This window comes from Chloracidobacterium sp. (assembly GCA_016720705.1).
Lineage (GTDB): Bacteria > Acidobacteriota > Blastocatellia > Pyrinomonadales > Pyrinomonadaceae > OLB17.
On the sequence record JADKKB010000007.1, the window covers coordinates 2,267,936 to 2,293,460 of the forward strand.

Consider the following 25,525-nt stretch of genomic DNA (forward strand, 5'->3'; position numbering starts at 1 on the left):
ATGCAATAAAAAAGGGAACTCCGGATCGGGGTTCCCTTTTTTGCATCATCAAGCAAGTTTTTACTTGAGAGATACGTCATCGACGCGGAAAGTGGTCGTGACCGAAGTATCCATCGTCGAACGGAATTGAACCCTCACGGTCTGCCCCTTATAGGCAGCGAGATTCAGCGACTTTTGCGAATAGGTCGTCGCAGAGGCAACCTTGTTAAGGTTGCTGTATGTCGCGAGAGTCGCCAGCAGCGTGCCCGAAGTATTGCGAACCTCGGCAAACAGCTTGTCATACTGCTTGGTCGTGCTGGTTTCGCTGGAGGTCACATTGAGCCAGAACGTCAGCGTACCGGTAGCGGTCGTCGGGATGGCCACGGTCTGATATGACTGGCCTGTGGCTTTGTTGTTTACGCCAAAGTAAACATATCCCGTTCCGCCGTGCGGAGCGTTGCCGTTTGCGGTGTAGAAGTAACCGTTTCCGGATCCGACCCACGGGCTTGCCGATGTTTCAAATCCGCCGTTGACGAGCAGTTCATTGCCGCTCGGCGTCGGGGTCGGAGTCGGTGTCGGCGTCGAACCGCCGGGACACGTTCCCACACCTACCGCACACCAACCGGTCGCAACTGTATTGTACTGAGCACTCGAAGCACCGAAAAGGTCGGTCGCAGCACTTAGCGTCGCCGTTCGAGCACCTGCAAAGTTGGTGCTGGCGGTCATATATACCGTCAACGCACGGTAGAAGACCTTAGCTGCGTCGGTGCCGCCGATACCTGTCACAGCAACGCCGCTGATACGGTTGGTGCCGCCCGCCGCCATTAGATAAAAGGCGTGATTCTGAATACTCGAATTAGTGTGCACGCCGCACTGGTCATTGGCGTTCGACGCGGTGCAGGTGCCAGGGTAGAGTCGCAACGAATAGTGATCGGGATCGCCGACCGCATTCGGATTGTCCATCCTGCGTAGCGCGTCGCCGGCGGTTCCGGGCGTGTAGGCATCTTCGCCGATCTTCCACGTGTCTGCCGAAACGACGCCGCCGTCAGCGTAAAGTTCGACCATCGAGCCCATTATGTCGGACATCGATTCGTTCAGAGCTCCGGACTCTTTAGCATAGGTCAGGTTAGCAGAGCGTTCGGTGACGCCGTGCGTCATCTCGTGGCCGCAGATGTCGATCGTCGTCAGCGGCGTGAAGGTCGAACCGTCACCGTCGCCGTAGGTCATCATATTCTGATACCAGAAAGCGTTGTTGTAGCCGCTGCCGAAGTGAACGCGTGAAGCGACGATGCTTACGCCGTTCGACACAGCAGTGGTCGTTCCGGGGCCATAATTGCCGTCGATTCCGTTGCGTCCGTGGACCGATTGATAATAGTCAAAGGTCTTAGCGGCACCGTAATGGGCATCGACGCCCGCACGAGCATTGGTCGCGGTCCAATTGTCATCGGCATCGGTGTAGCGCGACTGCGTGCCGCCCGTGCCGGTCGACGTGTTGCCGGTATTGTTCATATTGAACGTACCCTGACGCCGCGTCGTGTCTTCCATATAGTAATTTGCCCCGGAAAGGCTTGTGCTGATGTTTATGTTGCCGCTGTAAAGCGACGAACCGGTGCCGGTCTGCAGATTGTTATAGCCATCGACGATCTCGCCGGTGTGTGCGTCCACAAAAACGACCGGTGCAGAGGTATCGGCCGAACCGTCAAGACGCGGCGTCTCGACGCGATAGACGAGATGGTCGCGGTCGGTCGAGCGATAGACATACAATGCGATCTGTGACGCGCCGGTTATCTGGGCACTGCCCGAATAGGCGTTCATCGCAAACATCGCCGCTTCTTTCTCAGAGAAATTAGGTTTTGTGTTGACTGCGACCGACTCTTTCAGATCGTCGGTAATGGTGGTCATTCTGCCGTCGGCGTCGAGGTGCACGATGGCCTCGCCTTCCCAAACCGGAACACCGTTCACGGTCTGTCTGACACGCGTGTGTGCCATCCGGAGTTCATCGATCTCAACTTTCTGGATCTGATATTCGTCAACATTGCCGATCGCCCTTTGGGCAGCACGGTAACGGAGAATGTCGAGACTGATCCGTTTAGCATTATCAAGTTCGTCTTGCGAACCGGTGGAAAATACCGCTTTGTTTGCTTCGGCACGTTTTGAAACGATGCCAAAGACCATCAGGACGCATACTGCAACAGCAAGCAGGCCGAGAATTTTTTTCACAATTTGATCTCCTTTTAGATTCGGTTAAGCAGCCAGTAAGGGATAATAGACATCACCGCGCGTGAGGCACGGATCAAATCTATCATTAGCCAATATCGTCGTCTCTTCTATCAAAAGAACAGTTTTTTTTGTTAAAGAATATGGAAAGGCGGAATGAATATTATCACCAATACCGATCGTGTCAAGTATGAAAGGTCCTGATGAAGCAACCAGCGGTATTTTTTTGGCGCCGAGCAGTATCGGTCAAGTATTTAATTGGGACGAGGTTAGCGAGGTTCATCGCTCGCGCATCGGCATTTATCAGAGTCGAGGGTTGTTGGTCTCGCTGCTAACCGATTTTGGCAGGATCAATCCGTGCTACCCGGACGTTCACGGCGAATCAAACAATATCATCCATTACACCGGATACGGACGCCGCGGCGATCAGAAACTTGATGTCCACAATCGGGCACTGATCGAAGCCGCTCAGACACAAATACCGGTCCCCTTATTTAACAAACTCGCGGTAAATCGTTGGGAATTTCTTGGCTTTTGGCGTGTGTCGGAACCCCGTTATGTTTTTGATGAAAGTCAGAATAGAATGGTGTGGAAATTCACATTACAAAAAGTCTGAAATGATCGGAGGATCGTATATGAATAGATTTGTCTGCGTTGCAATATTATCTTTGTTGCTTGCCGTCGCGGCTTCTGCACAGAATATTTGGTCGCCGGAGATGCAACTAAAAACAAAGACCATCGCTAGTCCGCGAGTTTCGCCGGATGGAAACCACGTCGTGTACACGGTTTCAAACGAAGTGATGACCGCGGACAAGAGCGAATATGTGACCCAGATATGGCTGGCAACATCGGACGGCAAGGAGAATACTCAGCTCACATTTGCCGACAAATCTTCGACCAATCCAAAATGGTCGCCGGATGGCAAATGGATCGCGTTTACTTCGACCCGAAAAGACAATAAGAATAATCTGTTCTTTCTCCGCGCCAACGGCGGAGAAGCCGAAATGGCGACCGATCTGAAGGGCAGCATCGGTGATTTTGACTGGTCGCCCGATGGTAAATGGGTCGCCTATTCGATGACCGATGCGAAGTCCGACGAGGAAGAAAAGAACGACAAGGGCCGAAACGATTTTCGCTGGGTAGATGAAAATATCAAAATGGCCCGACTCTATGTATTGCCGGTCGCGAAGGATGCCGCGGGTAAACGCGACGCCAAAAAACTGACGAGCGACAACCGCAGCGTCACCGGTTTTGACTGGTCTCCGGACGGGGCGAAGATCGCGTTTGGCCACGTCGCAGATCCACGGGCGGATTTCTGGCCGACTTCGGACGTGTCGATCGTTGATGTCGCAAGCGGAAAGGTCTCGCCATTCGCAAACACGACCGCTGCTGAGGCTTCGCCGAGCTATTCCCATGACGGAAAATGGATCGCGATGTCGGTCAGCGACGGCCCGGTCCGCTGGGCGCAAAGCAATCGGATATACGTATTTCCATCGACCGGCGGCAATGCGAAAATTATGCCGTTGTCGTACGACGGCCAGCCTGCCATAGTTGGGTGGACAGATGACAGTGCGAAGGTCTATTTCACCGAAGCGAAAGGAACGGGCACTGCCGTTTACGAGGTGAACGTCGCCACGAATGCGATCACCGAACGTCATCACGTGGGCGCCGTGATCTCGGGAATTTCCATGAGTCCGAGCGGAATATTTGGTATGGTCGTCCAGACGAGCGATCGAGCTCCCGAGGTTTTTGTGGCTCGGATGGAGCAGGAGGTGCCGACCCAAGTCTCGAACGTAAATGCCGACATAGCCAGGCAAAAAGTCGGCAGAACAGAGGTCGTAAAATGGAAGAGTAAAGACGGCCGCGAGATCGAAGGCCTTTTAACCTATCCGAATAACTATGTCGCCGGCACGAAAGTGCCTTTCATTCTAAGTATCCACGGCGGGCCTGCCGGTGTCTTCCAACAAAGTTTTATTGGCGGCCGCGGTGTTTATCCGATCGCCACATTTGCGTCAAAGGGTTATGCGATCCTGCGTCCGAATCCGCGCGGTTCGAGCGGTTATGGAACAGAATTTCGGCGTGCGAATACGAAGGACTGGGGCGGAATGGACTATGAGGACATAATGTCCGGCGTCGACAAGGTGATCGAAATGGGAGTTGCCGATCCGAACCGAATGGGAGTGATGGGCTGGAGCTATGGCGGATATATGACCTCGACGATCATTACAAAGACGAAACGGTTTAAGGCCGCGTCCGCTGGTGCTCCGGTCACAAATCTGATGAGCTTTAATGGAACGGCCGACATACCGGGATTTGTGCCCGATTATTTCGGCGGCCAATCGTGGGAAATTCCCGATATTTATTCAAAACACTCCGCGATGTTCAACATCAAAGGTGTCTCGACGCCGACCCTCATCCAACAAGGCGACGCCGACGTCCGCGTCCCGATATCGCAGGGCTACGAACTTTACAATGCGTTAAAGCAACAAGGTGTGCCTGTCAGAATGATCGTCCTGCCGCGCCAACCCCACGGCCCGACCGAGCCGAAAATGCAGCTCGCAGCCATGCAGAGCAATCTTGACTGGTTTGAGAAGTATTTGAAATGAGTTTCAGACGCTCGAAGTGGTTTGAGTGCAAACAAAACCCAGATCTGAGGTCTATATCCTCGGTATCGAAGACAAGAAATACCTGGCCGAAGCCTACGGAAAAGACCTCGGGGGCGTGACCGGCTATTGCATCAGGTTCGCGGGCTCTTAATGAAATAAACACCGATGTACTCAAAGCGGCGGTTGTGTTTGTGTTCGAGAATACGAATGAAAAAGGGTGAGCTGAATTTATGAAACTCGATGCACATTTCCGCTTTCGACTTGCTGTCTCCATGACGATATTATCAGCACTTCTTGCGGGTTATTTTAATGTAGGACCGCTCTACCTTTTTGGACTTCCGCTCGTCCCGTTGGCCATCAGCCTATTGATTCTTTGGACGACAAAGACATCGATCCTTAGAAAGGCATCCGCAACGCTATTCGCCATGCTTTTTATACCAGTCGGTTTCTTTATATGGGTTTGGTGGAATGGGATCACCGTTATTCGGAATGGGTAAGGATCGCAGCAAAAGGAGAAACAATGAGAAAACTAATTGCAGCTGAATTCATGACGATCGATGCGTCATACAGAACGCGGAAAATGAAGGTGATCGGTTTAAGTATGGCGGGTGATTTTCGCCGTATGCGGACGAGGTAAATGGAGCCGGCAGAGCTACTAATGTATAATGGCTATATGAATACTGTCATCGAAACCAATGTTGTTTCTTCATCCCCCGATGTGATGAGCGGTGCGGTGGTTTTTGCCGGAACTCGCGTGCCGGCGCAGAGCCTTTTGGACTACCTCGCGGGCGGACATACACTTGACGGGTTTTTGGATGACTTTCCGACAGTTAAGCGTGAGCAAGCCGTCGGACTTCTGCACGAGCTAAGTCATTCATTCGAACTGGCGCTCGAGAAATGAGAATTCTTATCGACGAGTGTCTTCCCAAAAGGCTAAAACTCGAATTTCCGGATCATTTTGTACAAACCGTTCCAGAGGCTGGTTGGGCATCAAAGTAGAATGGCGAATTACTCCGGCTCGCGGAAAAGGAATTTGACGTTCTCCTCACTAACGACCGGAACATCGAACATCAACAAAATTTGAAACAAGTCGCACTTGCCTTCATCGTTTTGGTCGCCGCAACGAACGACATCAACGACCTCATACCATTAGTGCCTGCCGTCAAAATCACATTGAACGATATCCAACCAGGCGAGATCAGATCAATTCAACGAGACTGAGCCATTAGAAAAATAATTGCCGCTGAATTTATGCCGAGCGATTGGTAGCCCAACCTATTCCTCGGGCGACCGGAACGCTGAGCGGATTCCCTGAGCGGCTATTGAATAAAGGCGTTTGGCACGGGAACATCTGACGCGATGCCCCAGCGGAATCCGGCAAAACCGGCGGTTGAATGCAACAAATACCAAATGCCATCGGACGGACGGTAAACCGCAACATCAGCCCGACCATCGCCGTCGTAGTCTGCCGGAACCGGCTTATCTCCATTTGATCCAAACGGAAAGATCGTGAACGAGCCTGAGCTGCTATTGATGATGTACCAGACGCCCGTTGATGGCCGGAATACCGCGAAATCCGTCTTTCCATCACCGTCAAAGTCCGCGGGCGAAGGAATGTCCTCGGCTATACCCCAACGGGTCGCCCGTTGAACGCCGTCGGCACTGCTCAACCACCACCAATTGCCGTCCGATGGACGGTAGATCGCGGGATCGGCCTGGCCGTCACCATCAAAATCACCGATTACCGGCTTGTCGTCGGTGGCTCCGAACCAAATGTCGGACAGGGCTCCCGTGGTGCTGCTTATCCGATACCAGTGACCGTTCGACGGCCGATAAACGACGTAGTCCGCACGCGAATCACCGTCAATATCGGACGGCAAGGGAATGTCGCCGGGCTTGCCGAGATGATAGTTGATCTGCTGACCGTTGATAGTGCTGATTGACCAAAAGTCGCCGTTCGAAGGTCGATAGATCGCAATGTCGGTCTTCGAATCGCCGTCAAGATCGGAAGGGACCGGCACGTCGCCGGTGAGAGCGAATGTCGTCTGCATCAGGCTCAGATCAGAACTGCGGAGAATGTACCAGATGCCCTCGCTCGGCCTAAAAACAGCGACATCCGCTTTGCCGTCGCCATCAAAATCGAATGGACCTCGTCGCGTTGCGGGCTGTACGGGCTGCCAATCAACATTGTGTCCGTTCGTTACCATTATGGTGGCGTTCCCACCGGCTATCGGAAGAGACTCAACATTGTATGTGGACAGACCGAATAATCTCGTATAGATGATTCGCGTCCCATCGGGCGAAAACGACGGCTTATAGATGAATCCGCTTAAGCCCATTGTAACCGGATTTGAGCCATCGGAATTCGCAATATAAAACTCCGAGGTAAATGGCCCACTGTTGTAGCGTCGAAATAGAAGTTTGGTTCCGTCGGGCGAAAATGACGGAAAACCATCATAGATCGCAACCGCAGTTGACGGAAACGAGACCTGTGTCACGTTCGATCCGTCAACAGCATTCATTGTGTAAATCGCCGTCCGGCCCGTAGCATCATTGGGGCGAGCGAATGCGATCTTTGTTCCATCCGCTGAAAATGTAGGTTCGTCGTCCACGCCCGCGTTTTTGGTCAAACGTAGCTGATTTGAACCGTCCGCATTCATCGTGTAGATCTCGACGTTACCGTCCCGGTCGCTCGTGAACGCGATCCTAGCACCGTCGGGTGAATATACCGGATATTCATCAAAGCCCGCTACGTTAGTTAATCGCTGGATTCCGGTCCCGTCAAAGTTGATACGATAGATCTCGAAGTTGCCGTCGCGATTCGAGCGGAACAAGACTTTGTTACCGTCCGGCGAGAAGGCCGCGTCCACGTTGATCCCGCCGGTCGTTAAAAGTGTGACGTCCGTTCCGTCCGCATTCGCGATATAGAGATCACTGCCACGCTCGAAGACGACTTTGCCATTGACCTTACAGCCAGGCATCGAGCAGGTCTGGCCGGCCGCGAAATCGGCAATGCGGTTTGCAATGACACCGCTGAAGATCTTTCGAGCGGGTGTGAAAATGTGGTTTGCGATTGTTGGCGTAACGGTATAGGAACCACCGCTGGGAAGGTTCCCGAAGTTAAACTCACCCAATGCGTTCGTGGTCGCGGTCGACGTTTCCGAGCCGGTCAGGTTGACTGTCACGCCGGCGAGGCTCTCGCCATTTCTGGCGATACGACCGCTGATCACGACGGTGTTTGGCTGGAGTACGACTGGCTGCCACGCGGGGTTGTTATGTTCGGAGCGACCCGGGTTTAATGGATTGTCGGCTAGCACACGAAGCTGATTGCCGCCAACGGCATCCATAGTGTAAATGCCGTTGACCGTGGTGCCGCGTCTGACAAACGCGATCTTGGTAGCGTCGTTGGACCACGAAGGGCTACTGTCCTCGCCGTTGTTGGTCAACGGAATTTCGTTGGTGCCGTCAATTTGGACGACGGATATGCCTGTGCCGGCCCGGGCAAAGATGATCTTAGTGCCGTCGGGCGACCAAGCGGGGCCGGAATTTGTGTCGTTGTTAAATGTCACGCGGCTTTCATTTGTGCCGTCGCTATTGATGACCCAGACGTTGCCGCCCGATTGGAACGCGAGCATTGTGCCGTCGGGCGAATAGGCCGGAGCGGCGGGCGAGGGCTGAGTGATCGCCGCGAAGGCGGCTTGCGCCGTGCCGTTTGAGTTCATCGTCCAGATCTGGCCGTCGCGTTCGTAGGCGATCTTGTCGGCCGGGGACCACGACGGGTTATGTTCGGCGGTAGGCAAAGCTGTAATGGTCAAGTTGGCCTTGCCGCTTCCGTCGGCGTTCATCACCCAGAGCTCATTGTCGGTCTCGTAAACTATCTTCGTGCCGCTCGAGTTCCACGACGGGTTGTTATTGTAGATAGGCGGCACGCCGGCGCCGGCGAGGACTGCGGTGCCGGTTCCGTCGCTGTTGGACGTAGCGACAGAGATGTAGCCAAAACCGCCGGAAGCGAAATCGGTCCGGTCGTAGGCGAGCCTGCCGAGGGCGGTTGGTTGGGCGACCGCGTCCTTGGTCGAGGATCTTTGGGAGAGGACTCCGAAGCCGACAATTGCGACAAACACAAGAGCTATTGTCACGATCGTCCGATGTCCTAAAATCATTGAACTCGTGGAAGTTCGATTCATCCCGCTGACTCCTTTTAAGTCTATTTGAAATCCAATTCTCTCAAATTTGGCCGCGGTTCACAATAGAAATGCGGATGAGACAATGTCCGGAGCGACATCGCCCTAAGCTTTCTTACCGAGCTCGCCCGCTCGCTTATACGCCGCATAGACAGCTTTTGACAGTACCGTCCGTAGCGAGCCTTTCTCCATTTGGTAGATCGCTTCGGCGGACGTGCCGCCCGGGGACGTGACCATATTGCGGAGTTCAGCGGGGTGTTTGTGCGAATCGATCGCAAATTTGACCGAGCCGAGCATCGTTTCCTGCACGAGTTCCTTGGCCATATCCCGCGAAAATCCGAGATGAACGCCTGCGTCGGTCAATGCCTCCATCACCATAAAAATGTACGTCGGGCCGGTCGCGGAGAGCGAAGTGGCCATATCGATCATATTCTCGGTCTCGACAAAGAGTTCTTTGCCGAGGGCTGAGAGCATCTCGCGAACGTGGCCGCGCTCGGTCTCGCCGACCGCGTTAGTGCAGGTCCACGCCGTGATCCCGGCCCCGATCTGCGAAGGCGTATTCGGCATTGCCCGCACAATCTTGGCAGTACCGAGTTCTTCGGCCAGATGCTCGATACGTGCTCCGGCAACGATCGAAACGACCAATTGGTCAAGTTGCAAAACGCCGGTAAGGTCGGCTAATACGCGGGTCAAACGCTGCGGCTTGACGCAGATCAACACGGCCGAATTCTCGTACCCATTCACGAATTGGGCGGCTTCGGCATTGCTCTCGAAAACGGATATGCCGTAGCTCGCGGCAAGTGCGGAGCGTCTGGAGTCACGCGGATGGCTCGCTGCGATATTCTTAGGATCGACGAGTTGTTTTCGCAGCAACCCGGCGATCATCGATTCGCCCATTACGCCGCAGCCTATAAAGGCGAGATGAAGATCTTTTAGTTGGTTTGTCATAAAATTACGGTTTTGCGGATGTTGATACGCAGTCGCGAGATATCGGACCCGTTCGAAATGGACAAGCGGCCATAATCTGTCTGCATTACCATCTACGATTTAATCATTTATGTCTGTCGGGGAACAAACTATGGGCTGAGAAGCGATAGAATTCGGTCTATTGCGGGAGATCTGATCACCGTATCGCCGGACGGGCAACTACCTGGAATTACCTGTTTCCGTCAGTGCCTTTTCGACGAGTTGGAGACTTGACTTCATTGATGCTGCTGAATCGCTGCCTTTTAGCTTTTCGACGCCTTGCCTACAGATAGCATAGTGGTCGCCGAAATCCTTATGGTTTTCTTGCATTTGGAGTACGTAAGCCAGACGGCATTCATTTGCATAGATCGCAATATTATCTTCTCTGTAGTGGATCCGAAACAAAACGACGGCTTCGCGCAGCATTCTTTCGGCGATCTGATATTTGTTTTCGTCAGTCGATGGTGTAACCGCTTGGAGATAAGCGTCTTGCGTCTGCGGGCTGTCGGGCAATGTCAACCGTGATGAATAGCCTTCGAGCATATACGGTAAGTTCAGGTTGTTAGGATTTGCTTCACGCATCATCCCGATTGCTTGGTTTAGAACAGCCGCTTGTTCCGCATCGGTTTTGCCTAGAAATGCGACGCCGTACATCAGGTCTTTGGCGACAAGTTCGTGACGTTCGCCATAAAATTGCTTTCTCAGTTCTAATGCCCGAAGTGCGTGAAACTTTTCTTCCTGACGAAACTTCTCCTTTTGGATCGGATCCTTTGCACTATATCCGACCCAATGATAGACCTCGGTAAATTTGTGATGCAGTTCGGATTGCACATCGGCCTCACCGTCAAATTCCGTGTCGATCTTTGCGCCCAGATCATTAAGTGCGTCGATAACGCGAGCGTCACCATTAAATCTTGACCCCTCGGCGTACCACGCCGGGTTGGCGTAGGAGATGACCTTCGCCATAAACTTGCTGATCTTTTCAGCCTTTAGCTCCTCTGCTCTTGATCGTTCGGTCTCGCGTTCGGCCAGGTTTTGCGAAACGACGGCGTTGTGAGCCTGAACTTCTGCGATCCTTGTTTGCCTGAATGCAACAATGATCCCGGTCACCAAACTCAAAAAGATCAAAACGGCGGACGCAACGGAAATTTTATTTCTTTTCAAAAACTTGCCTGCCCGATACGAGACCGACGCCGTGTGTGCCAGTACCGGCAATCCGTCAACGGATCGCCAAATGTCTGCAGAAAATTGTTCGACGGTGGCGTACCGCCGCTCGGCCTTTTTGCTGAGAGCTTTAAGGACAATGCTATCCACATCGCCCCTCAAAGATCCCCGGATAGTGGAGCCTTGATCTTTGTCGTTTGCGGTCGGAACTGCTGAGGGCGGGATCGGCCGGTCTTCCGTGATCGCTTTGCGAAGTTCGTCATTGCCCCGGCCTTTGAGTTCGAACGGATGAGCACCGGTCAAAATCTTGTATAGAACAATGCCGAGGCTGTAAATGTCGGTCGCAGTGGTAATAGGTTCGCCGCGTATTTGCTCAGGTGACGCATATTCGGGAGTCATCGCTCCGAGCATCGACTGTCCGGGCCGCCCCGCAGTACTCTCAGCAGTGAGTAATTCTGAAATGCCGAAATCAAGCAACTTCGGAATTCCCCCATCGGTCACCATTATATTTGATGGCTTAAGGTCTCGATGTACGATCAGATTCTGATGGAAAAACGCAACCGCGTCACACGCCTTATTAAAGAGTTTTAGCCGCTCGACCAAGCTTAGATGGTTGCGAAAGCAGAATATGTCGATCGGCAAGCCTTCGACGTACTCCATCACAATATAAGGAATACCTTCGTCGGTCGTGCCTGTATCGAGGATGGCAGCAACATTTGGGTGGACCAACCCGGCTTGGATCTCGATCTCACGCTTAAACGATGCGCGAAGCGCAGGGACATTAAATTCGCGTTTGAGGACCTTGATCGCGACAAGCTGGTTAAATTTGCCGTCGAGCCTTTCTGCAAGATAAACTGCCGCCATACCGCCGATCCCAAGTTCGCGGATCGTTCGATAAACTCCGAATTGCTGAACAGTCTCCGGCGACTCGTCGCTATCGACCGCCAGAAAGTCCTTGGAGAGATCGAGGGCCGAGACGTCCAGCATCTTGTCGGCATCATTCTGATGCTCCAGCAGGTCCTCTAGCTCCGAACGAATGGCCGGATCTATATTATTGTCAGTGAAATAAGCGGAGCGACGCGATGGATCGAGCTCAACCAGATCCATTAAACTTTGCTTAATTGCTTTCCAATTCTGATCTGCCATCAGTTCGAACTACAACCTCACCTGTTATAGGTGTCAAAAAAGGAAAAATATAGCCAAAAACCCGGTTAGCCGTTAGCCGCGATGCAGTTCGCGGAATAGCCAAAGCTTTGCCGCTTTCCATTCGCGGGTCACGGTTCTCTCAGAGATCTCGAGTGCCTCAGCGATCTCTGTACCGGTCATTCCGCCAAAAAAACGCATTTCAACGATCTTGGCCTGCTGCTCGTCAAACTTCTCAAGTTGCTCAAGCACGTCATTTAACGCGAGGATCGAACCCGCGCGTTCTTCGACGGGGATCTGGAAATCGTCGATCGAATAATGGATCGGCTTATTTCCACGCTTACTCGCGGCGTGCCAACGGGCGTGCTGCACGAGGATCTGCCGCATCAGACGTGACGCAATGCCGTAAAAATGACTTCGATCTTGCCACTCGATACCGCTTTGGACGCCTATTCTGATAAACGCTTCGTGAACCAAAGCCGTCGGTTGGAGTGTGTGGTCGGAGCGTTCGCGAGACATCAAGATGCGAGCTTGCCTCTTCAATTCATCATAAACGAAGGGGATCAGGCGCTCTTTTGCTTCTTCATCGCCGCTATTCCAGTCGATCAAGATCTGCGTTATGCCTGAAGTTTCGATCCCATCCATAAAACCCGTCGCTTAGTAATTGAATTTTAACTCACGCGCGAATTATTTCATAAAAAATGTCGGAAAATCGATGATTACTACGCATTAAACTATGAACCGCCGAATTGTCGGGTCAAATTTTATTCCGTAGGAGCAATAAATGAAGTCGCTGAGAGTTTTACGAATAGCTTGTTTTTCGTCTGTATTATTACTGATCATTGGATCATCAACCGCGTTCAAGGCCCAGACGCTCGACGCATTCAATCCGGGTGCAAATGCTAATATTAGCGATTTTCTGCCTCTACCGAGCGGAAAGATCTTGGTCGGCGGCACGTTTTCGACAATCGCAGGCAACGCCAAGAGAAATATTGCTCGGCTGAACGCTGACGGCACATACGATGCTACTTTTACTACCGAAACTGATATCACCGGCTCAGTACTACAGTTTGTCGCACAACCGGACGGGAAGATCCTGATCGCCGGCGGATTTGCGACAGTAAATGGAGTGACTCGACATCGTCTTGCCCGGCTGAACGAGGACGGAACGCTCGACACCGGATTTAACGCGGGCTTTACTCCTCCTGTTGGTGTTTCGCGTATTGCTCTGCAGCCCGATGGCAAGATCCTTGTTCCTGCGAGTTTTAGCGGAACCATTCAAGTCTCACGTCGAAATGTCGACGGAAGCATCGATAGTTCCTTCAACGCCCCAACATTCAGCGGAAATCCCAATAACCTAATAATTCAACCAGACGGAAAGATCATCGCAACAGGTGCCTTCTTAACGGTCGGCGGCGTTGACCGCAAATTTATCGCGCGACTCAACGAAAACGGTACATTGGACACTTCGTTCACTAGCCCTAATCCGGATCAGACCAACATAAGCTGGCTCACTCTGGCGCCGGACGGCAAAATGTATATCAGTGGTCCCTTTACGATAGTTGGAGGTCTGGCGCGTCCCTATATTGCAAGACTTAACTCCGACGGCACCTTAGATACCGGTTTTCAGAACCCTGCTGCCGCCCCGACCGTTCGAAGTGCTTTTAAGTCGTTTCTACAACCTGACGGAAAGCTCGTCATAGTCGGATCATTTGACACAATTGGGGGCGTCGCCCGAAGAGGGCTTGCGCGGATTAACTCTGACGGAACGCTCGATACGACTTTCAGGAATATTCCGTTCGGATCCGGAACACCCGCAATTGAATCGCTCAGACGCCAACCTGACGGAAAGATTTTGGTCGGCGGCAGCTTTACAACAGTTGACGGCGTTGCCCGCGGCCAGATAGCCCGCATCACCTCTGACGACACAGGACTAGTGAGACGCGTACCGTTCGATCTCGACGGAGATAACAAGACGGACCTGTCGATCTTCCGGCCGAATGGGGCGGCGTCGGAGTGGTGGTGGTTAAAGAGTTCGACGGGCGGGAATGCGGCGTTGCAATTTGGTGCGAGTACGGATAGGCTGGTGCCGACCGATTATACGGGCGACGGGAAGACCGATGTTGCGTTCTGGCGGCCTTCGACGGGGCAGTGGTTTGTATTGAGGAGCGAGGACTTTTCGTTCTATGCTTTTCCGTTCGGAGCGACCGGTGATGTGCCGGTGCCAGCGGATTATGACGGTGATGGGAAATCGGATGCGGCGGTCTTTAGGGAAAGTTCGTTGACCTGGTTTATCAGTAAATCGTCGGGCGGGACGGACATTGTCGGATTCGGTGCCGCGGGCGACAAGCCTGTCAACGCCGATTACGACGGCGACGGGAAGTCTGACATCGCGATCTTTAGGCCCGCGGGTGCGAATGGTGCCGAGTGGTGGATCCGCCGCAGTTCGAATGGCAACGTGTTTGCAACGCAGTTCGGAACCTCGACCGACAAAACGGTTGTTGGTGACTATACAGGCGACGGCAAAGCAGACATCGCGTTTTGGCGGTCTTCGACCGGATTCTGGAACATTCTCCGCAGCGAAGACCTCACATATTTCGCGTTTCCGTTCGGCACGACCGGCGATTTCCCCGTCCCGGGAGATTACGACGGCGACGGCAAGTTTGACGCCGGAGTTTTCCGCCCGTCGAACTCAACCTGGTTCATCCAAGGCTCAACCGCCGGCACGCTGATCCAGCAATTCGGCATTACCGGCGATCTGCCGGTGCCGAATGCCTTCGTGAGATAGCAGGTCGGGACCTTCTACAGGCAAATCGAATCGGCGGGGACACATCTCCCTAGACTAAAAGCCAAAGCACGATAATTCGGGCTTTGGCTTTTTCTGTTGCCTTGATCCACCGTTATTTCGATTCTGACGCTGCGGTTTGACGCAGATGGCGACCGCCAGGTCCTTACCACCAGCAACTGCAGATGCGGTTTCGAAATGGGCTGCATCTGTCGTAAATCCATATTTTGCTGAATAAAACGTGTGGCAAAATGTTCACAAATTGGTATAGAATGAGCGCTATGACCAATACTTCGGCAAAAGTAATTTTAGCGGTTGGAATTACGGCGCTTATGACCGCCGTTGTGTTGATCGCCGGATTTATGGGCTATCTTTACCTGCGTCCTCAGCCAAACCCAGTTGTCAGCGACGCGCCGGCGATTAACAATAAAAAGCCGGATGCCGAAATAGTACCTCGTTCAAAAGGCTCGGATCGCGTCGCTGCGGCGAATATTACAAAGGTCACTTTCTCCGAATCGACGATGGGTAACATTTCTTCGGCTAGCCCGACCGGCTATTTTAGTAATATCAACGTCCAGAACTACGCGTCATCATCGAAGATCGTGACGTTTTCTGCTGACGGCGTATGCAGCAAAAAAACATCGCGCGAAACTACCACCAACGGTGTAAAGAAAGTGCCCGAGAACGAGTCTTTCACCGCAAACATCGACAAGACGGCATTTTCTGCACTTGCTGAAGTTCTTGCCGACAACGACTTTTCAAACGAACCCGACTCACGCTTTATTACCTCGCTTCCAATACGTAACATCTTGACGATCCATTACAACGGTGGCGTAAAAACAATAAACACAGGCCATTTAGGGAAAAATTCGCTTGAAGCCGCAGCAATGCTAAAGGCCGTAAGCGAACTCGATCGGTCCGTTAATTGGAAAGCCGCAAGTCAATAGCAGGGCATCAATGATCCTGTTTAGAAATGCGTTAAATCACGACAAGCCGGCGATTTGGCAGATCATCAAGACGGGGATCGGCGGCGAGGTTATGGCGACATTTTGGTTGTAGGCAACATACAGGCCTCGGCAAATACGTTGGGAACGCCGCCTACATTGTCTCGCAAGCATCTTATAGCAAAGGCATCGGGAAGAAGACGGCATTCTGGTCGCTCGACGAAGCAGGAGGTATGGTCTTTACGGCGAGGCAGTTCAACTTCGTCCTTACAACAATATTTTCGCCATCAAACTCCGACAGGATATCGGTTTCGAGATCAACGGCGGATCTCCGATGCTTTTAACCATGCGAAAAACGACCTGACCAATGCGTACATTATGTGCCGTACGTTATAATTGCCGTCTTACTATGACCATTGACGAACAAATAGAGTTTCTCCAAAAAGGCACGATCGATGTCATCCGTGAGGAAGACCTGCGTAAAAAGCTCGAGCGTAGTGCAAAATCAGGTAAGCCGCTACGCATCAAACTCGGGCTTGACCCTACCGCACCAGATATTCATCTCGGGCACACGGTCGTGATCCGTAAGCTTAAGGCGTTTCAGGACCTCGGGCATACTGTAATTTTCCTGATCGGAGACTTTACCGGAATGATCGGCGACCCTTCGGGCAAGAACGTAACCCGACCGCCTCTGTCGCGTGAAGAAATAAATACGAACGCGGAGACGTATAAGCGCCAGATGTTCAAGCTGCTCGATCCGGATAAGACGGAGTTGCGATTTAACGGCGAGTGGCTGGATAAACTCACGGCCGCGGATTTCGTCAAGCTCTGCGCCAAAACTACGGTCAGACAGATCCTCGAGCGCGATGATTTTACCAAGCGAATGGCCGAGGAAAAACCCATCTCGCTCCACGAATTGCTTTACCCTCTGGTCCAGGGCTACGACTCGGTCGCACTCGAGGCAGATGTCGAACTCGGCGGGACCGACCAGAAATTCAACCTTCTGATGGGCCGCAATCTTCAGCGTGAATTCGGCCAGGAACCCCAGGTCATCATCACGACACCACTGCTTGAGGGACTCGACGGCGTCAACAAGATGTCCAAATCGCTCAATAACTACATCGGTATCGATGAGGCGGCGGGCGAGATGTTTGGCAAGGTGATGTCGATCTCCGACGAACTGATGTGGAAATACTACGAGCTGCTGACGGACCTCAACCCGACTGAAATTGCAGATTTGAGAGCTCAAATCGAAGCGGGCGAAAATCCACGCAATCTTAAGGTCGCTCTGGCCAAACTTATCGTTAAGGATTTTCATTCGCAGGCAGATGCCGACGCCGCTGAAGATGAGTTTATAAAGCGTTTCGTCCAAAAAGAAGTTCCTGACGAGATCGACGAAAAGACGGTCGCAGCGGGAACATACCAGTTGGCGCAGTTGCTTGCGGATGCCGGACTCGCCGGGTCAAAGGGCGAGGCTCGCCGCCTGATCGAACAGGGCGGAGTCAAGGTGAACGGCGAAAAAGCCGTTGCCGGTACCGATGTGACCATAGGGTCCGACGGTGTATTGTTCCAGGTCGGAAAACGCAAATTTCTCAAATTAGTGTCGGAAGCGCCCGCGTAGGCTTCGAAGCTCGCAATATTGTTTTGATTGTATTGCGGCTGTGTAAAAGTTATCATCTTCATACGAAATGACGATCGCCACGCCAAAACGGATCAAGTTGTCCGAACGCATAAACGCCTACGTTGCCTCCGAGGCACCGTTGCGAGCGATCGCGGGTAATTGGTCAAAAAAGGCAAAGCTCGCGATGGATGAGGCGACGAGTCTGTCGCTCGAGCGTGTCGAGATCCGGTTAAAGCGTTTGCCGAAGCGTCTTGACGGATTTAAGATAATCCACCTTTCCGACATTCACCATAGCCCCTTTACCGGCCTTGAGCATATTGAGCGTGTCGTAAAGGTAGCCAATCGATTGCGTCCGGATATGTTTCTGCTGACCGGCGATTACGTCTCGCACGAACGCGAATATATCGCTCCGGTCGCTGCCGCACTCGCCCAATTGAAGGCAAAATTTGGAATTTACGCTTGTCTCGGCAATCACGACCATTGGACGGACGCCGATCTCGTCACCCATATGTTTCGCGGCGAAGGCGTAAAAATGCTTGTCAATGAAGGCTTACGTATCGAGGCTCGGGGCTCGACCTTCTGGCTCGCGGGCGTCGATGATTATATGGTCGGCAAGACCGATGTCGCGGCCGCGATGCGCGGCTCGTTTCCGGATGAAATGAAACTGCTTTTGGCTCACAATCCGATCATCTTTCGTCAATCGGTCCGGGCCGGTATCGATCTGACACTTAGCGGCCATACTCACGGCGGTCAGATCAAGATCCGTGACGCGGAAAAGCGTATTTTGCGACGACGCAAGCTCTCAAGCGGACTCCATAGCCGCAAGGACGCTCAGGTCTATATCACTCGGGGCATTGGCACAGTTGTGCTTCCGGTCCGCTATCAGTGCCCGCCCGAAATCTCAATGTTGGAGCTGCGAACGGCAGAATGAGCGGCTCAATTCCATCTTCAAGAATTCTCACGATCCCTAACATTCTGACATTTATCAGAATGGGTCTGATACCTGTATTTGCGAGTATGCTGTACTACGGCAAGGTCGAGTGGGCACTGATCATTTTTGTGCTCGCGGGCATTTCGGATGGGATCGACGGTTTTATCGCACGTCGTTTCGGGCAGGAATCCGAACTCGGGACCATCATCGACCCCATCGCCGACAAACTATTGATGACGGTTGCGTTCATTGTACTGACGCTGCCGAACGTGCTGCCGCAAACGAGGCATTTGCCGATACCGTTCTGGGTAACGGCGGCGGTCATCGGCCGCGACGTTTTGATCGTCACCGTCGCCGCGGCAATTAATGTAATGACCGGTTTTCGTGGGTTTAAGCCGTCGTGGCTCGGCAAAGCCAGCACTTTTGTGCAGGTAGTGGCCGTGACGCTCGTCCTCGCGGCGGCGGTCACGGGTATCCACATACATTTGCCGACGACATATTTCATCGTCGCACTATTTGCCGCGCTGTCAGGCGTGCATTACGTATTTCACGTTGCACGCCTGATGCGTGAGGCCGAATCCACAGAGCCCGAAAGTGATGTCCGAACTTAGAATTTCTTCGGCTCTGCCATCGGCTTAGTGTTGGCATACTTAATAAATTCAACAAGTCCGTCCTCGGTCTTATTCTTAAATTTATAGATCTGCACCAGCCTCGGTTTCCAAATACTCAGATTCGGGTTTTTCTCGGTTTCTGCACGAGTTACGGTGCGGGCATACGCGTCCATCAGCGATTCGAGGATATTATCGACCCTGGCCTTTTCCGTCTTATAATCGGCGTCGCTTAATGCTTTGCCTTCGACCTTTGTATTCAGTACCTTTGAGGCACTCTCGTATTGCGATTCGTAATACGACGCGATCATCGAATACGGGTCGGCACTGTCCTTGATCGCCGAGTCCACAAGCGTTGCCCGATAGATCTCAACTATCCCCGTATTCATATCCTGCTCAAAGCTCAGAACGCCTGCAATATAGTGCATAAACGCGACCGCCGTGCTTTTGTCCTTGAACGGGAAAAACTCCTTTGGCATCGTACCGGCGTCAAAAAGTTGTGAAGTCCTTTTGGCAAACGATATCGTGTCATCTGCAAAGACGCGGTCCTTTGTCCCGACGGTCGCGTTGTATCCGGCAAATGCCAGATTCATTAGCACGTCAACATTGTTGGGTTGCTCAGCAAGTATCTCTTTTCCGAGAGCAAATGCCTCAGGATACTTTTTACCGTCGATCGCCGCATAAAAAGCGGGGTCGCGATACTTTACGTAAAACGTCTTGACCTTTGCGATCCGGTTATCTTTTTCGTTGCCAAAGCGTTTGAGGAAATCCTTGCTGAGTTGAAACGCCTTTTCCATATCCTCAGGCTTTTTGGTGTTAGAGAGTGTTGCGATCTGCTTAAAAAGCTCATCCATTGACGGCGAACTTTGCGCCGAGACAAAACTAACGAGCATAAGTGCGATAAGGGCACACGAGACGATCGAAAATGATCTGTTCATATCTAATTCCTTTCAGACTAAAATGAGTACGAAGTAAATATATCAGCCGCGATTTCGTGCATTCAAATGCGGCACAGCATTTTTTAGTAAATACCGCCGGAAATTAAGGTAGTGACTATTTGGTCGTGCAAGTAACGAAAATACCGGACGATGCGAATTTCGGATCCAGACGTTTGTTTGAGCCGTAGATAACACACTTGCCGGTCCGCGAGATCGCCGGTGTGCCGACCGCGGATGTCAGGTCTCTGGAGACCGCTATTGTCTCACCGGCGGCAACGTGCCGAACCACGAGATTTCCGCCGAGATTTTTGGCGTTTGTATTAAAGGCAACAAGGCTGCCGTTGTATGTGATCGCGATCTTTTCGCCCTGGCCGATCGGACTGTCGCCGTCGCCTTGCGAGCCAAGTGCCGCCGTACTGGCTCGCACCACATTCCCGCCGGTGGTGTCGGTGACGAATACATCCTGCAGTTTATTGGTATCGTTGCCGACCATATTCGCGGCCGTCGTCGCATACGCTACGCGGCGCCCATCGCCTGAGATAGACGGCGACACCACGCGGCTTGAGCTCTCAGTGCCTTGATCGCGGTCAGATCCCGATTGCGTTAGGCTGATACGCCTGAGTTTCGGATTGCCCGCTTCGTATATAAATATGTCCCAGAGATTGTTTTTGTCGCCTTCGGCGAGTGTCGAGGCAAATGAGTAAAACGCGAGTTTCGATCCGTCTTCCGAGATCGAAGGCCGCGAACCGCCTACGCCCTTCTTTGTTTTTGGGTCGATGGTGATCAATTTCGTCGAGCCGCTGAGCATATCTTTTAAGTAAACATTTACCGTACTTGTGCCCTCGACACCCGGCGTTATATTACTCGCGCCGGACGTGTATGCGATAAATCGGCCATTACCCGAGATCGTCGGTTCAAAGCTCTCGGAGTTGGTCTCGATCTCACCGGGTCCTGTGCTTACCGCCGTGGTAGTACCCGTTTTCGCATTCCAAACAAAAATGTCTCGAACGCCGTTTGTGTCGATCGGCACAAGATTGGTCGCGTATGACTCATATGCGATCGCCATTCCATCCGCCGAGATCGCCGGTGCGAAGCTGTTTTGATTGCCCTCGACACCGTTCATACCTCTACTGACCAAACGTGTTTCGCCGGTTTTACGGTCTCGCCAGATTATCTGCCGATATTTGCCAAGCGAACCGCCTAAGCCCTTTGCGCTCGAGATGAATGCCACAAATCGGCCCTCATCCTCTCCGGTGCCGCCGATAACCGGGGCGGTCGAGTCGTAAAATGTACCGACCGACTTGCCGTCCGTACTGCGGCTCACCAGTTCATTAGTTGCCTGAGAGTAGGCCGCGGTCGAAAGCACCGACGCGGCAAAGATTAGGGCGATGTGATACTTAATTGATCTCATAGTGTTAGAACCTCGGACGTAACTATACTATTTGATGCCGTCAGCGATGTAATACGAAGGCAAAAAAATCTATATCGAACAATCAAATTTAAACTTGACAACAACGCACTCAAGTATTATTCTAGCTTCAGGCTCAAGTTATCGTTTGATTTAAGTTTGGGCAGCGCAATTTTACATAGTTGGAGATTTCACATAATGAGCAAAATCATAGGTATCGATCTTGGAACGACAAATTCGGTGGTCGCCGTAATGGAAGGCGGAGAACCGGTCGTTATTACAAATTCAGAGGGCGGACGCACGACACCGTCGGTCGTCGCCTTTACAAAGGACGGTAATCGTCTGGTCGGCCAGGTCGCTAAGCGACAGGCCGTGACGAATCCGGAGAACACGCTTTACTCGATCAAACGCTTTATGGGCCGCCAATTCGGCGAGGTCAGCGAAGAGATCAAGCAGGTTCCGTATAAGGTTGACAAGGGCGGCAACGGCGACGTCAGCATCAATGTTGACGGCAAGCATTACAGCCCGCCTGAGATCGCGGCAATGGTGTTGCAGAAACTCAAGCAGTCGGCCGAGGACTATCTAGGCTCGAAGGTCGAAAAGGCTGTTATCACGGTTCCGGCATATTTTAACGACGCTCAGCGTCAGGCGACCAAGGACGCCGGTAAGATCGCAGGGCTCGAAGTTCTGCGTATCGTCAACGAACCGACGGCAGCAGCACTGGCATACGGCCTGGACAAGAAAAAGGATGAGATCATCGCCGTATTCGACTTTGGCGGCGGTACATTTGATATATCGGTGCTCGAAGTTGGCGAAGGCGTGGTCGAGGTCAAATCGACCAATGGCGACACGCACCTTGGTGGTGACGACGTTGACGAAGTGCTGGTCGGCTGGATCATCGATGAATTTAAGAAAGATCAGGGCATTGACCTGCATAACGACAAAATGGCTCTCCAGCGTCTGAAAGAGGCGGCTGAAAAGGCAAAGGTCGAACTTTCAAGCGCGATGGAGACCGAGATCAACCTGCCGTTTATCACGGCGGATGCGGCCGGCCCCAAGCACCTAGTGACCAAGCTGACGCGTTCGAAGTTTGAGCAGTTGGTTGAGCCGATCCTCAAGCGACTTATGCCGCCGGTAGAGCAAGCGATCAAGGATGCGGGGCTGACGGCGAAGGATATCGAGGAGATCGTGCTCGTCGGCGGTTCGACGCGTATCCCCAAGGTCCAGGAGATGGTCAAAGAATTCTTCGGCAAAGAGACGAATAAGTCCGTCAACCCGGACGAGGTCGTTGCTCTCGGAGCAGCGGTCCAGGCCGGTGTTTTGGGCGGTGAGAAGACGGACATTCTGCTGCTTGACGTGACGCCGCTCAGCCTGGGTATCGAGACTCTTGGTGGTGTTTCGACGCCGATGATCCAGAAGAATACGACGATCCCGACTCGCAAGTCTGAGATCTTTTCGACCGCGTCGGACAATCAGACGTCGGTCGAGGTTCACGTCATACAGGGTGAGAGGCCATTGGCGTCTGACAATAAGACGCTCGGCAAGTTTCATCTTGTCGGCATTCCCCCGGCACCGCGCGGCGTACCGCAGGTCGAAGTAACGTTTGATATCGATGCTAACGGAATCGTAAACGTGTCGGCCAAGGACGTCGGTACCGGACGCGAACAGAAGATCACGATCACATCATCGTCGGGCCTTTCGAAGGAAGAGATCGATAAGATGATGAAGGACGCCGAAAGCCACGCGGGCGAGGATGAAAAGAAGAAGGCGGCTATTGAGGCACGCAATCGTCTGGACAACCTCGTGTACAGTGTCGATAAGACGCTTGGCGAAAACAAGGATAAGGTCGATGAGGCCTCAGTCGCTGAGATCGAATCGGCGATCGCTGATTCGAAGACCGCGCTTGCCGGCGAAGATGCGGAAGCTATGGATAACGCCTTTGAACGTCTGCAGACTGCGTCGCACAAGTTGGCTGAGGCGATCTACAGTCAGGCTGCGGCACCGGGAGCAGAAGGTGCGGCAGATGAGCAGGCCTCGACGGCAGCGGCGGGTGCCGACGACGAGACCACTGCGGCGGCCGATGACAACGTCATCGACGCTGAGTATGTCGACGTCGAAGACGAAAATAAGAAGTAAACCTAAAAGCAGTGAGCGGTAAGCAGTGGGCGATGCCGTTCACTGCTGCCGCTTTTCTGTAGAGCATTGGACAATTGAAGATGGACGGGTCTTAAGCTAAACTGCTCTCGACCCGCAGCTTAGAGTTCACGATATTGATGGCAAAAAAGGACTATTACCATTTACTTGGCGTAAAAAAGGATGCAAAGGCTGACGAGATCAAAAAAGCCTATCGCCGCCTTGCGCGAAAGCATCACCCGGACGTAAACCCGGGCGATACGGCGTCTGAGGACAAGTTCAAGGAGGTTCAGGAGGCTTACGACGTTTTGTCCGACGATAAAAAGCGTAAGGTCTTTGACCACTTTGGATACTACGCCGACAATCTGGACATCAATTCGCCGTATGGAGCGGGCGGCGGTTCACCGGGCGGCGGTGCCGCGGGTTATGATTTTTCAGGATTTGATTTTTCGACCGGAGCCGGCCAATCGGGCGGCGGATCGAGTTTCAAAGATATCTTTTCGGACTTTTTTGGCGGCGGAGGCACAGGTGCCCGCCCCCAACCTGACCCGCCGCGGGCTATGCCCAAAAAAGGCCGCGATATCGAGATACCGCTTGCGTTGAGTTTCGAAGAGGCATTTTCGGGACTGACGACCAACATCACCGTGAGCCGCTCAGAGCAGTGCTCTAGGTGCCATGGTGCGGGCGACACGGGTGGCCCGGTGGTCAATTGTCCTACCTGTAAGGGCAGCGGGCAAGTGATGCGATCCGGCGGCCGTCTGCAGTTTTCTCAAGGCTGCACCGACTGTGAAGGTACCGGACGCCGTCGCCAACCGTGCAGCTTATGCAGTGGCAAGGGCGTGACGCCAAAGAGTGAGCAGGTCAAGGTCAAGATACCCGCCGGCGTCGATACGGGCTCGCGCGTACGGATCCCCAAAAAGGGACACGGCGGTCGATTAGGTGCCGAACCGGGCGATCTTTTTATCCTGACCAACGTCGGAAAGCATAAGTTCCTCGAGCGGAAGGGCGATAACGTTTATATTACGGTGCCGATCACGGTGCCTGAGGCAGCACTCGGTACCAAGATCGAAGTACCGACCGTCGAGGGCAAGGCTCAATTAAAAGTGCCGTCCGGAACGGAGTCGGGCCAGAAATTCAGATTACGTGAACGCGGTTTTCCGTCGTTGAGAAACCCGAGCCTGCGTGGAGATCAGTTTGTCGAGGTAAAGATAATGCTGCCGCGCATACTGTCCGAAGAAACCAAGGAAGTCTTGCGGCAGTTTGAAAAGCTAAATCCGGAAAATCCCAGAAAGGTCATTGGTTTAGAATGAGCCCACGGGCGAGGTCCTGAGATCGATATTGTCCTCAAGGATGATCCCTGCAGCTATATGATCAGATGAAGAAGCGAGTTAAGACATACACGATCAGTGCGGTCGCTGAGATGTACGAGATACATCCGCAGACGCTTCGCCTGTATGAGCGCGAGGGTCTGCTGCTGCCGTCACGTTCGGTGGGAAATACGAGACTCTACGAAGACTCGGATCTCGAGCGGCTTGAGATAATTTTGTCGCTGACTCGCGAGTTGGGCGTCAATCTCGCCGGCGTCGAGATCATCCTCAATATGCGTGAAAAGATGGACGAGATGCGGCGAGAGTTTGAAAGATTCTTTGGCTATCTTAAGGATCACGCCAATGAATTTGCCGCCCACAACGCTTCATTTTCGTCGACCGAAGCACTTATCCCTATCTCTCGTGCGCGTGTGATCCGCATACGCGAAACGCATTCGTCCGAAGACTGATACCATTTCGGCACAACTTTTGTATACCTTATACCGCCTTCAGCGATAAGTGCGGCTTTCCGTGCAGTTTTGCGTTAGGTCGTTTTTTCGGCTACGATTGCTTTCATTCAGACTGAATTGTAGT

18 protein-coding genes are annotated in these 25,525 nt (G+C 52.7%); 11 read left to right on the plus strand and 7 right to left on the minus strand.

What is annotated here, in order from left to right:
- Positions 1-60: 60 nt before the first annotated feature.
- On the minus strand, positions 61-2,199 hold the full coding sequence (locus IPQ00_17105; GenBank protein MBL0242285.1) for a M4 family metallopeptidase: 2,139 nt from the start codon (positions 2,197-2,199) through the stop codon (positions 61-63).
- Between the two features lie 187 nt (positions 2,200-2,386).
- On the opposite strand from IPQ00_17105, the gene IPQ00_17110 reads away from it, so the two are divergent.
- The 3 genes from IPQ00_17110 to IPQ00_17120 all read left to right on the plus strand — a co-directional run bounded on the left by IPQ00_17110 (position 2,387) and on the right by IPQ00_17120 (position 5,703).
- Positions 2,387-2,812, plus strand: a complete 426-nt coding sequence (locus IPQ00_17110; protein ID MBL0242286.1) for a hypothetical protein — start codon at positions 2,387-2,389, stop codon at positions 2,810-2,812.
- A 19-nt stretch (positions 2,813-2,831) separates the two neighbouring features.
- Complete coding sequence (locus IPQ00_17115) at positions 2,832-4,802, plus strand: S9 family peptidase (GenBank protein MBL0242287.1); 1,971 nt, start codon at positions 2,832-2,834, stop codon at positions 4,800-4,802.
- A gap of 673 nt (positions 4,803-5,475) precedes the next feature.
- Positions 5,476-5,703 (plus strand): DUF433 domain-containing protein, encoded by a 228-nt coding sequence (locus IPQ00_17120; GenBank protein ID MBL0242288.1) that lies wholly within the window; start codon positions 5,476-5,478, stop codon positions 5,701-5,703.
- A 418-nt stretch (positions 5,704-6,121) separates the two neighbouring features.
- On the opposite strand, the gene IPQ00_17125 is transcribed toward IPQ00_17120, so the two are convergent.
- From IPQ00_17125 to IPQ00_17140, 4 genes are all read right to left on the minus strand, one after another.
- Positions 6,122-8,986 carry a PD40 domain-containing protein gene (locus IPQ00_17125; protein MBL0242289.1) on the minus strand — a complete coding sequence of 955 codons (2,865 nt, stop codon included), beginning with the start codon at positions 8,984-8,986 and terminating at the stop codon, positions 6,122-6,124.
- 102 nt (positions 8,987-9,088) lie between these two features.
- Entirely contained in the window at positions 9,089-9,931 is an 843-nt protein-coding gene (locus IPQ00_17130; GenBank protein MBL0242290.1) for a pyrroline-5-carboxylate reductase, read from the minus strand.
- Positions 9,932-10,129: 198 nt separating this feature from the next.
- Positions 10,130-12,259, minus strand: coding sequence for a serine/threonine protein kinase (locus IPQ00_17135; protein MBL0242291.1), 2,130 nt, complete (start codon positions 12,257-12,259; stop codon positions 10,130-10,132).
- Positions 12,260-12,331: 72 nt separating this feature from the next.
- Positions 12,332-12,901: a sigma-70 family RNA polymerase sigma factor gene (locus IPQ00_17140; GenBank protein ID MBL0242292.1), complete on the minus strand. Its 570-nt coding sequence runs from the start codon at positions 12,899-12,901 to the stop codon at positions 12,332-12,334.
- Positions 12,902-13,040: 139 nt separating this feature from the next.
- On the opposite strand from IPQ00_17140, the gene IPQ00_17145 reads away from it, so the two are divergent.
- The 5 genes from IPQ00_17145 to IPQ00_17165 all read left to right on the plus strand — a co-directional run bounded on the left by IPQ00_17145 (position 13,041) and on the right by IPQ00_17165 (position 19,148).
- Positions 13,041-15,044, plus strand: a complete 2,004-nt coding sequence (locus tag IPQ00_17145) for a VCBS repeat-containing protein (protein MBL0242293.1) — start codon at positions 13,041-13,043, stop codon at positions 15,042-15,044.
- Positions 15,045-15,322: 278 nt separating this feature from the next.
- Positions 15,323-15,988, plus strand: coding sequence for a hypothetical protein (locus IPQ00_17150; protein MBL0242294.1), 666 nt, complete (start codon positions 15,323-15,325; stop codon positions 15,986-15,988).
- A 406-nt stretch (positions 15,989-16,394) separates the two neighbouring features.
- Entirely contained in the window at positions 16,395-17,606 is a 1,212-nt protein-coding gene (locus IPQ00_17155; protein ID MBL0242295.1) for a tyrosine--tRNA ligase, read from the plus strand.
- 67 nt (positions 17,607-17,673) lie between these two features.
- Complete coding sequence (locus IPQ00_17160) at positions 17,674-18,537, plus strand: metallophosphoesterase (protein ID MBL0242296.1); 864 nt, start codon at positions 17,674-17,676, stop codon at positions 18,535-18,537.
- Complete coding sequence (locus IPQ00_17165; GenBank protein ID MBL0242297.1) at positions 18,534-19,148, plus strand: CDP-alcohol phosphatidyltransferase family protein; 615 nt, start codon at positions 18,534-18,536, stop codon at positions 19,146-19,148. Before IPQ00_17160 ends, IPQ00_17165 begins: the two co-directional genes overlap by 4 nt.
- Here the strand turns inward: IPQ00_17165 and IPQ00_17170 are convergent.
- On the minus strand, positions 19,145-20,083 hold the full coding sequence (locus tag IPQ00_17170) for a hypothetical protein (protein ID MBL0242298.1): 939 nt from the start codon (positions 20,081-20,083) through the stop codon (positions 19,145-19,147). The genes IPQ00_17165 and IPQ00_17170 overlap by 4 nt on opposite strands.
- 115 nt (positions 20,084-20,198) lie before the next feature.
- Positions 20,199-21,494 carry a PD40 domain-containing protein gene (locus IPQ00_17175; protein ID MBL0242299.1) on the minus strand — a complete coding sequence of 432 codons (1,296 nt, stop codon included), beginning with the start codon at positions 21,492-21,494 and terminating at the stop codon, positions 20,199-20,201.
- A 195-nt stretch (positions 21,495-21,689) separates the two neighbouring features.
- Between IPQ00_17175 and dnaK the strand changes: the two genes are divergently transcribed.
- From dnaK to IPQ00_17190, 3 genes are all read left to right on the plus strand, one after another.
- On the plus strand, positions 21,690-23,627 hold the full coding sequence (gene dnaK, locus IPQ00_17180; GenBank protein MBL0242300.1) for a molecular chaperone DnaK: 1,938 nt from the start codon (positions 21,690-21,692) through the stop codon (positions 23,625-23,627).
- A 137-nt stretch (positions 23,628-23,764) separates the two neighbouring features.
- The gene (gene dnaJ / locus IPQ00_17185) at positions 23,765-24,934 is read left to right on the plus strand and encodes a molecular chaperone DnaJ (protein ID MBL0242301.1); all 1,170 of its coding nucleotides are present in this window, start codon (positions 23,765-23,767) and stop codon (positions 24,932-24,934) included.
- Positions 24,935-24,999: 65 nt separating this feature from the next.
- Positions 25,000-25,401: a helix-turn-helix transcriptional regulator gene (locus IPQ00_17190; GenBank protein MBL0242302.1), complete on the plus strand. Its 402-nt coding sequence runs from the start codon at positions 25,000-25,002 to the stop codon at positions 25,399-25,401.
- Positions 25,402-25,525: the final 124 nt, after the last annotated feature.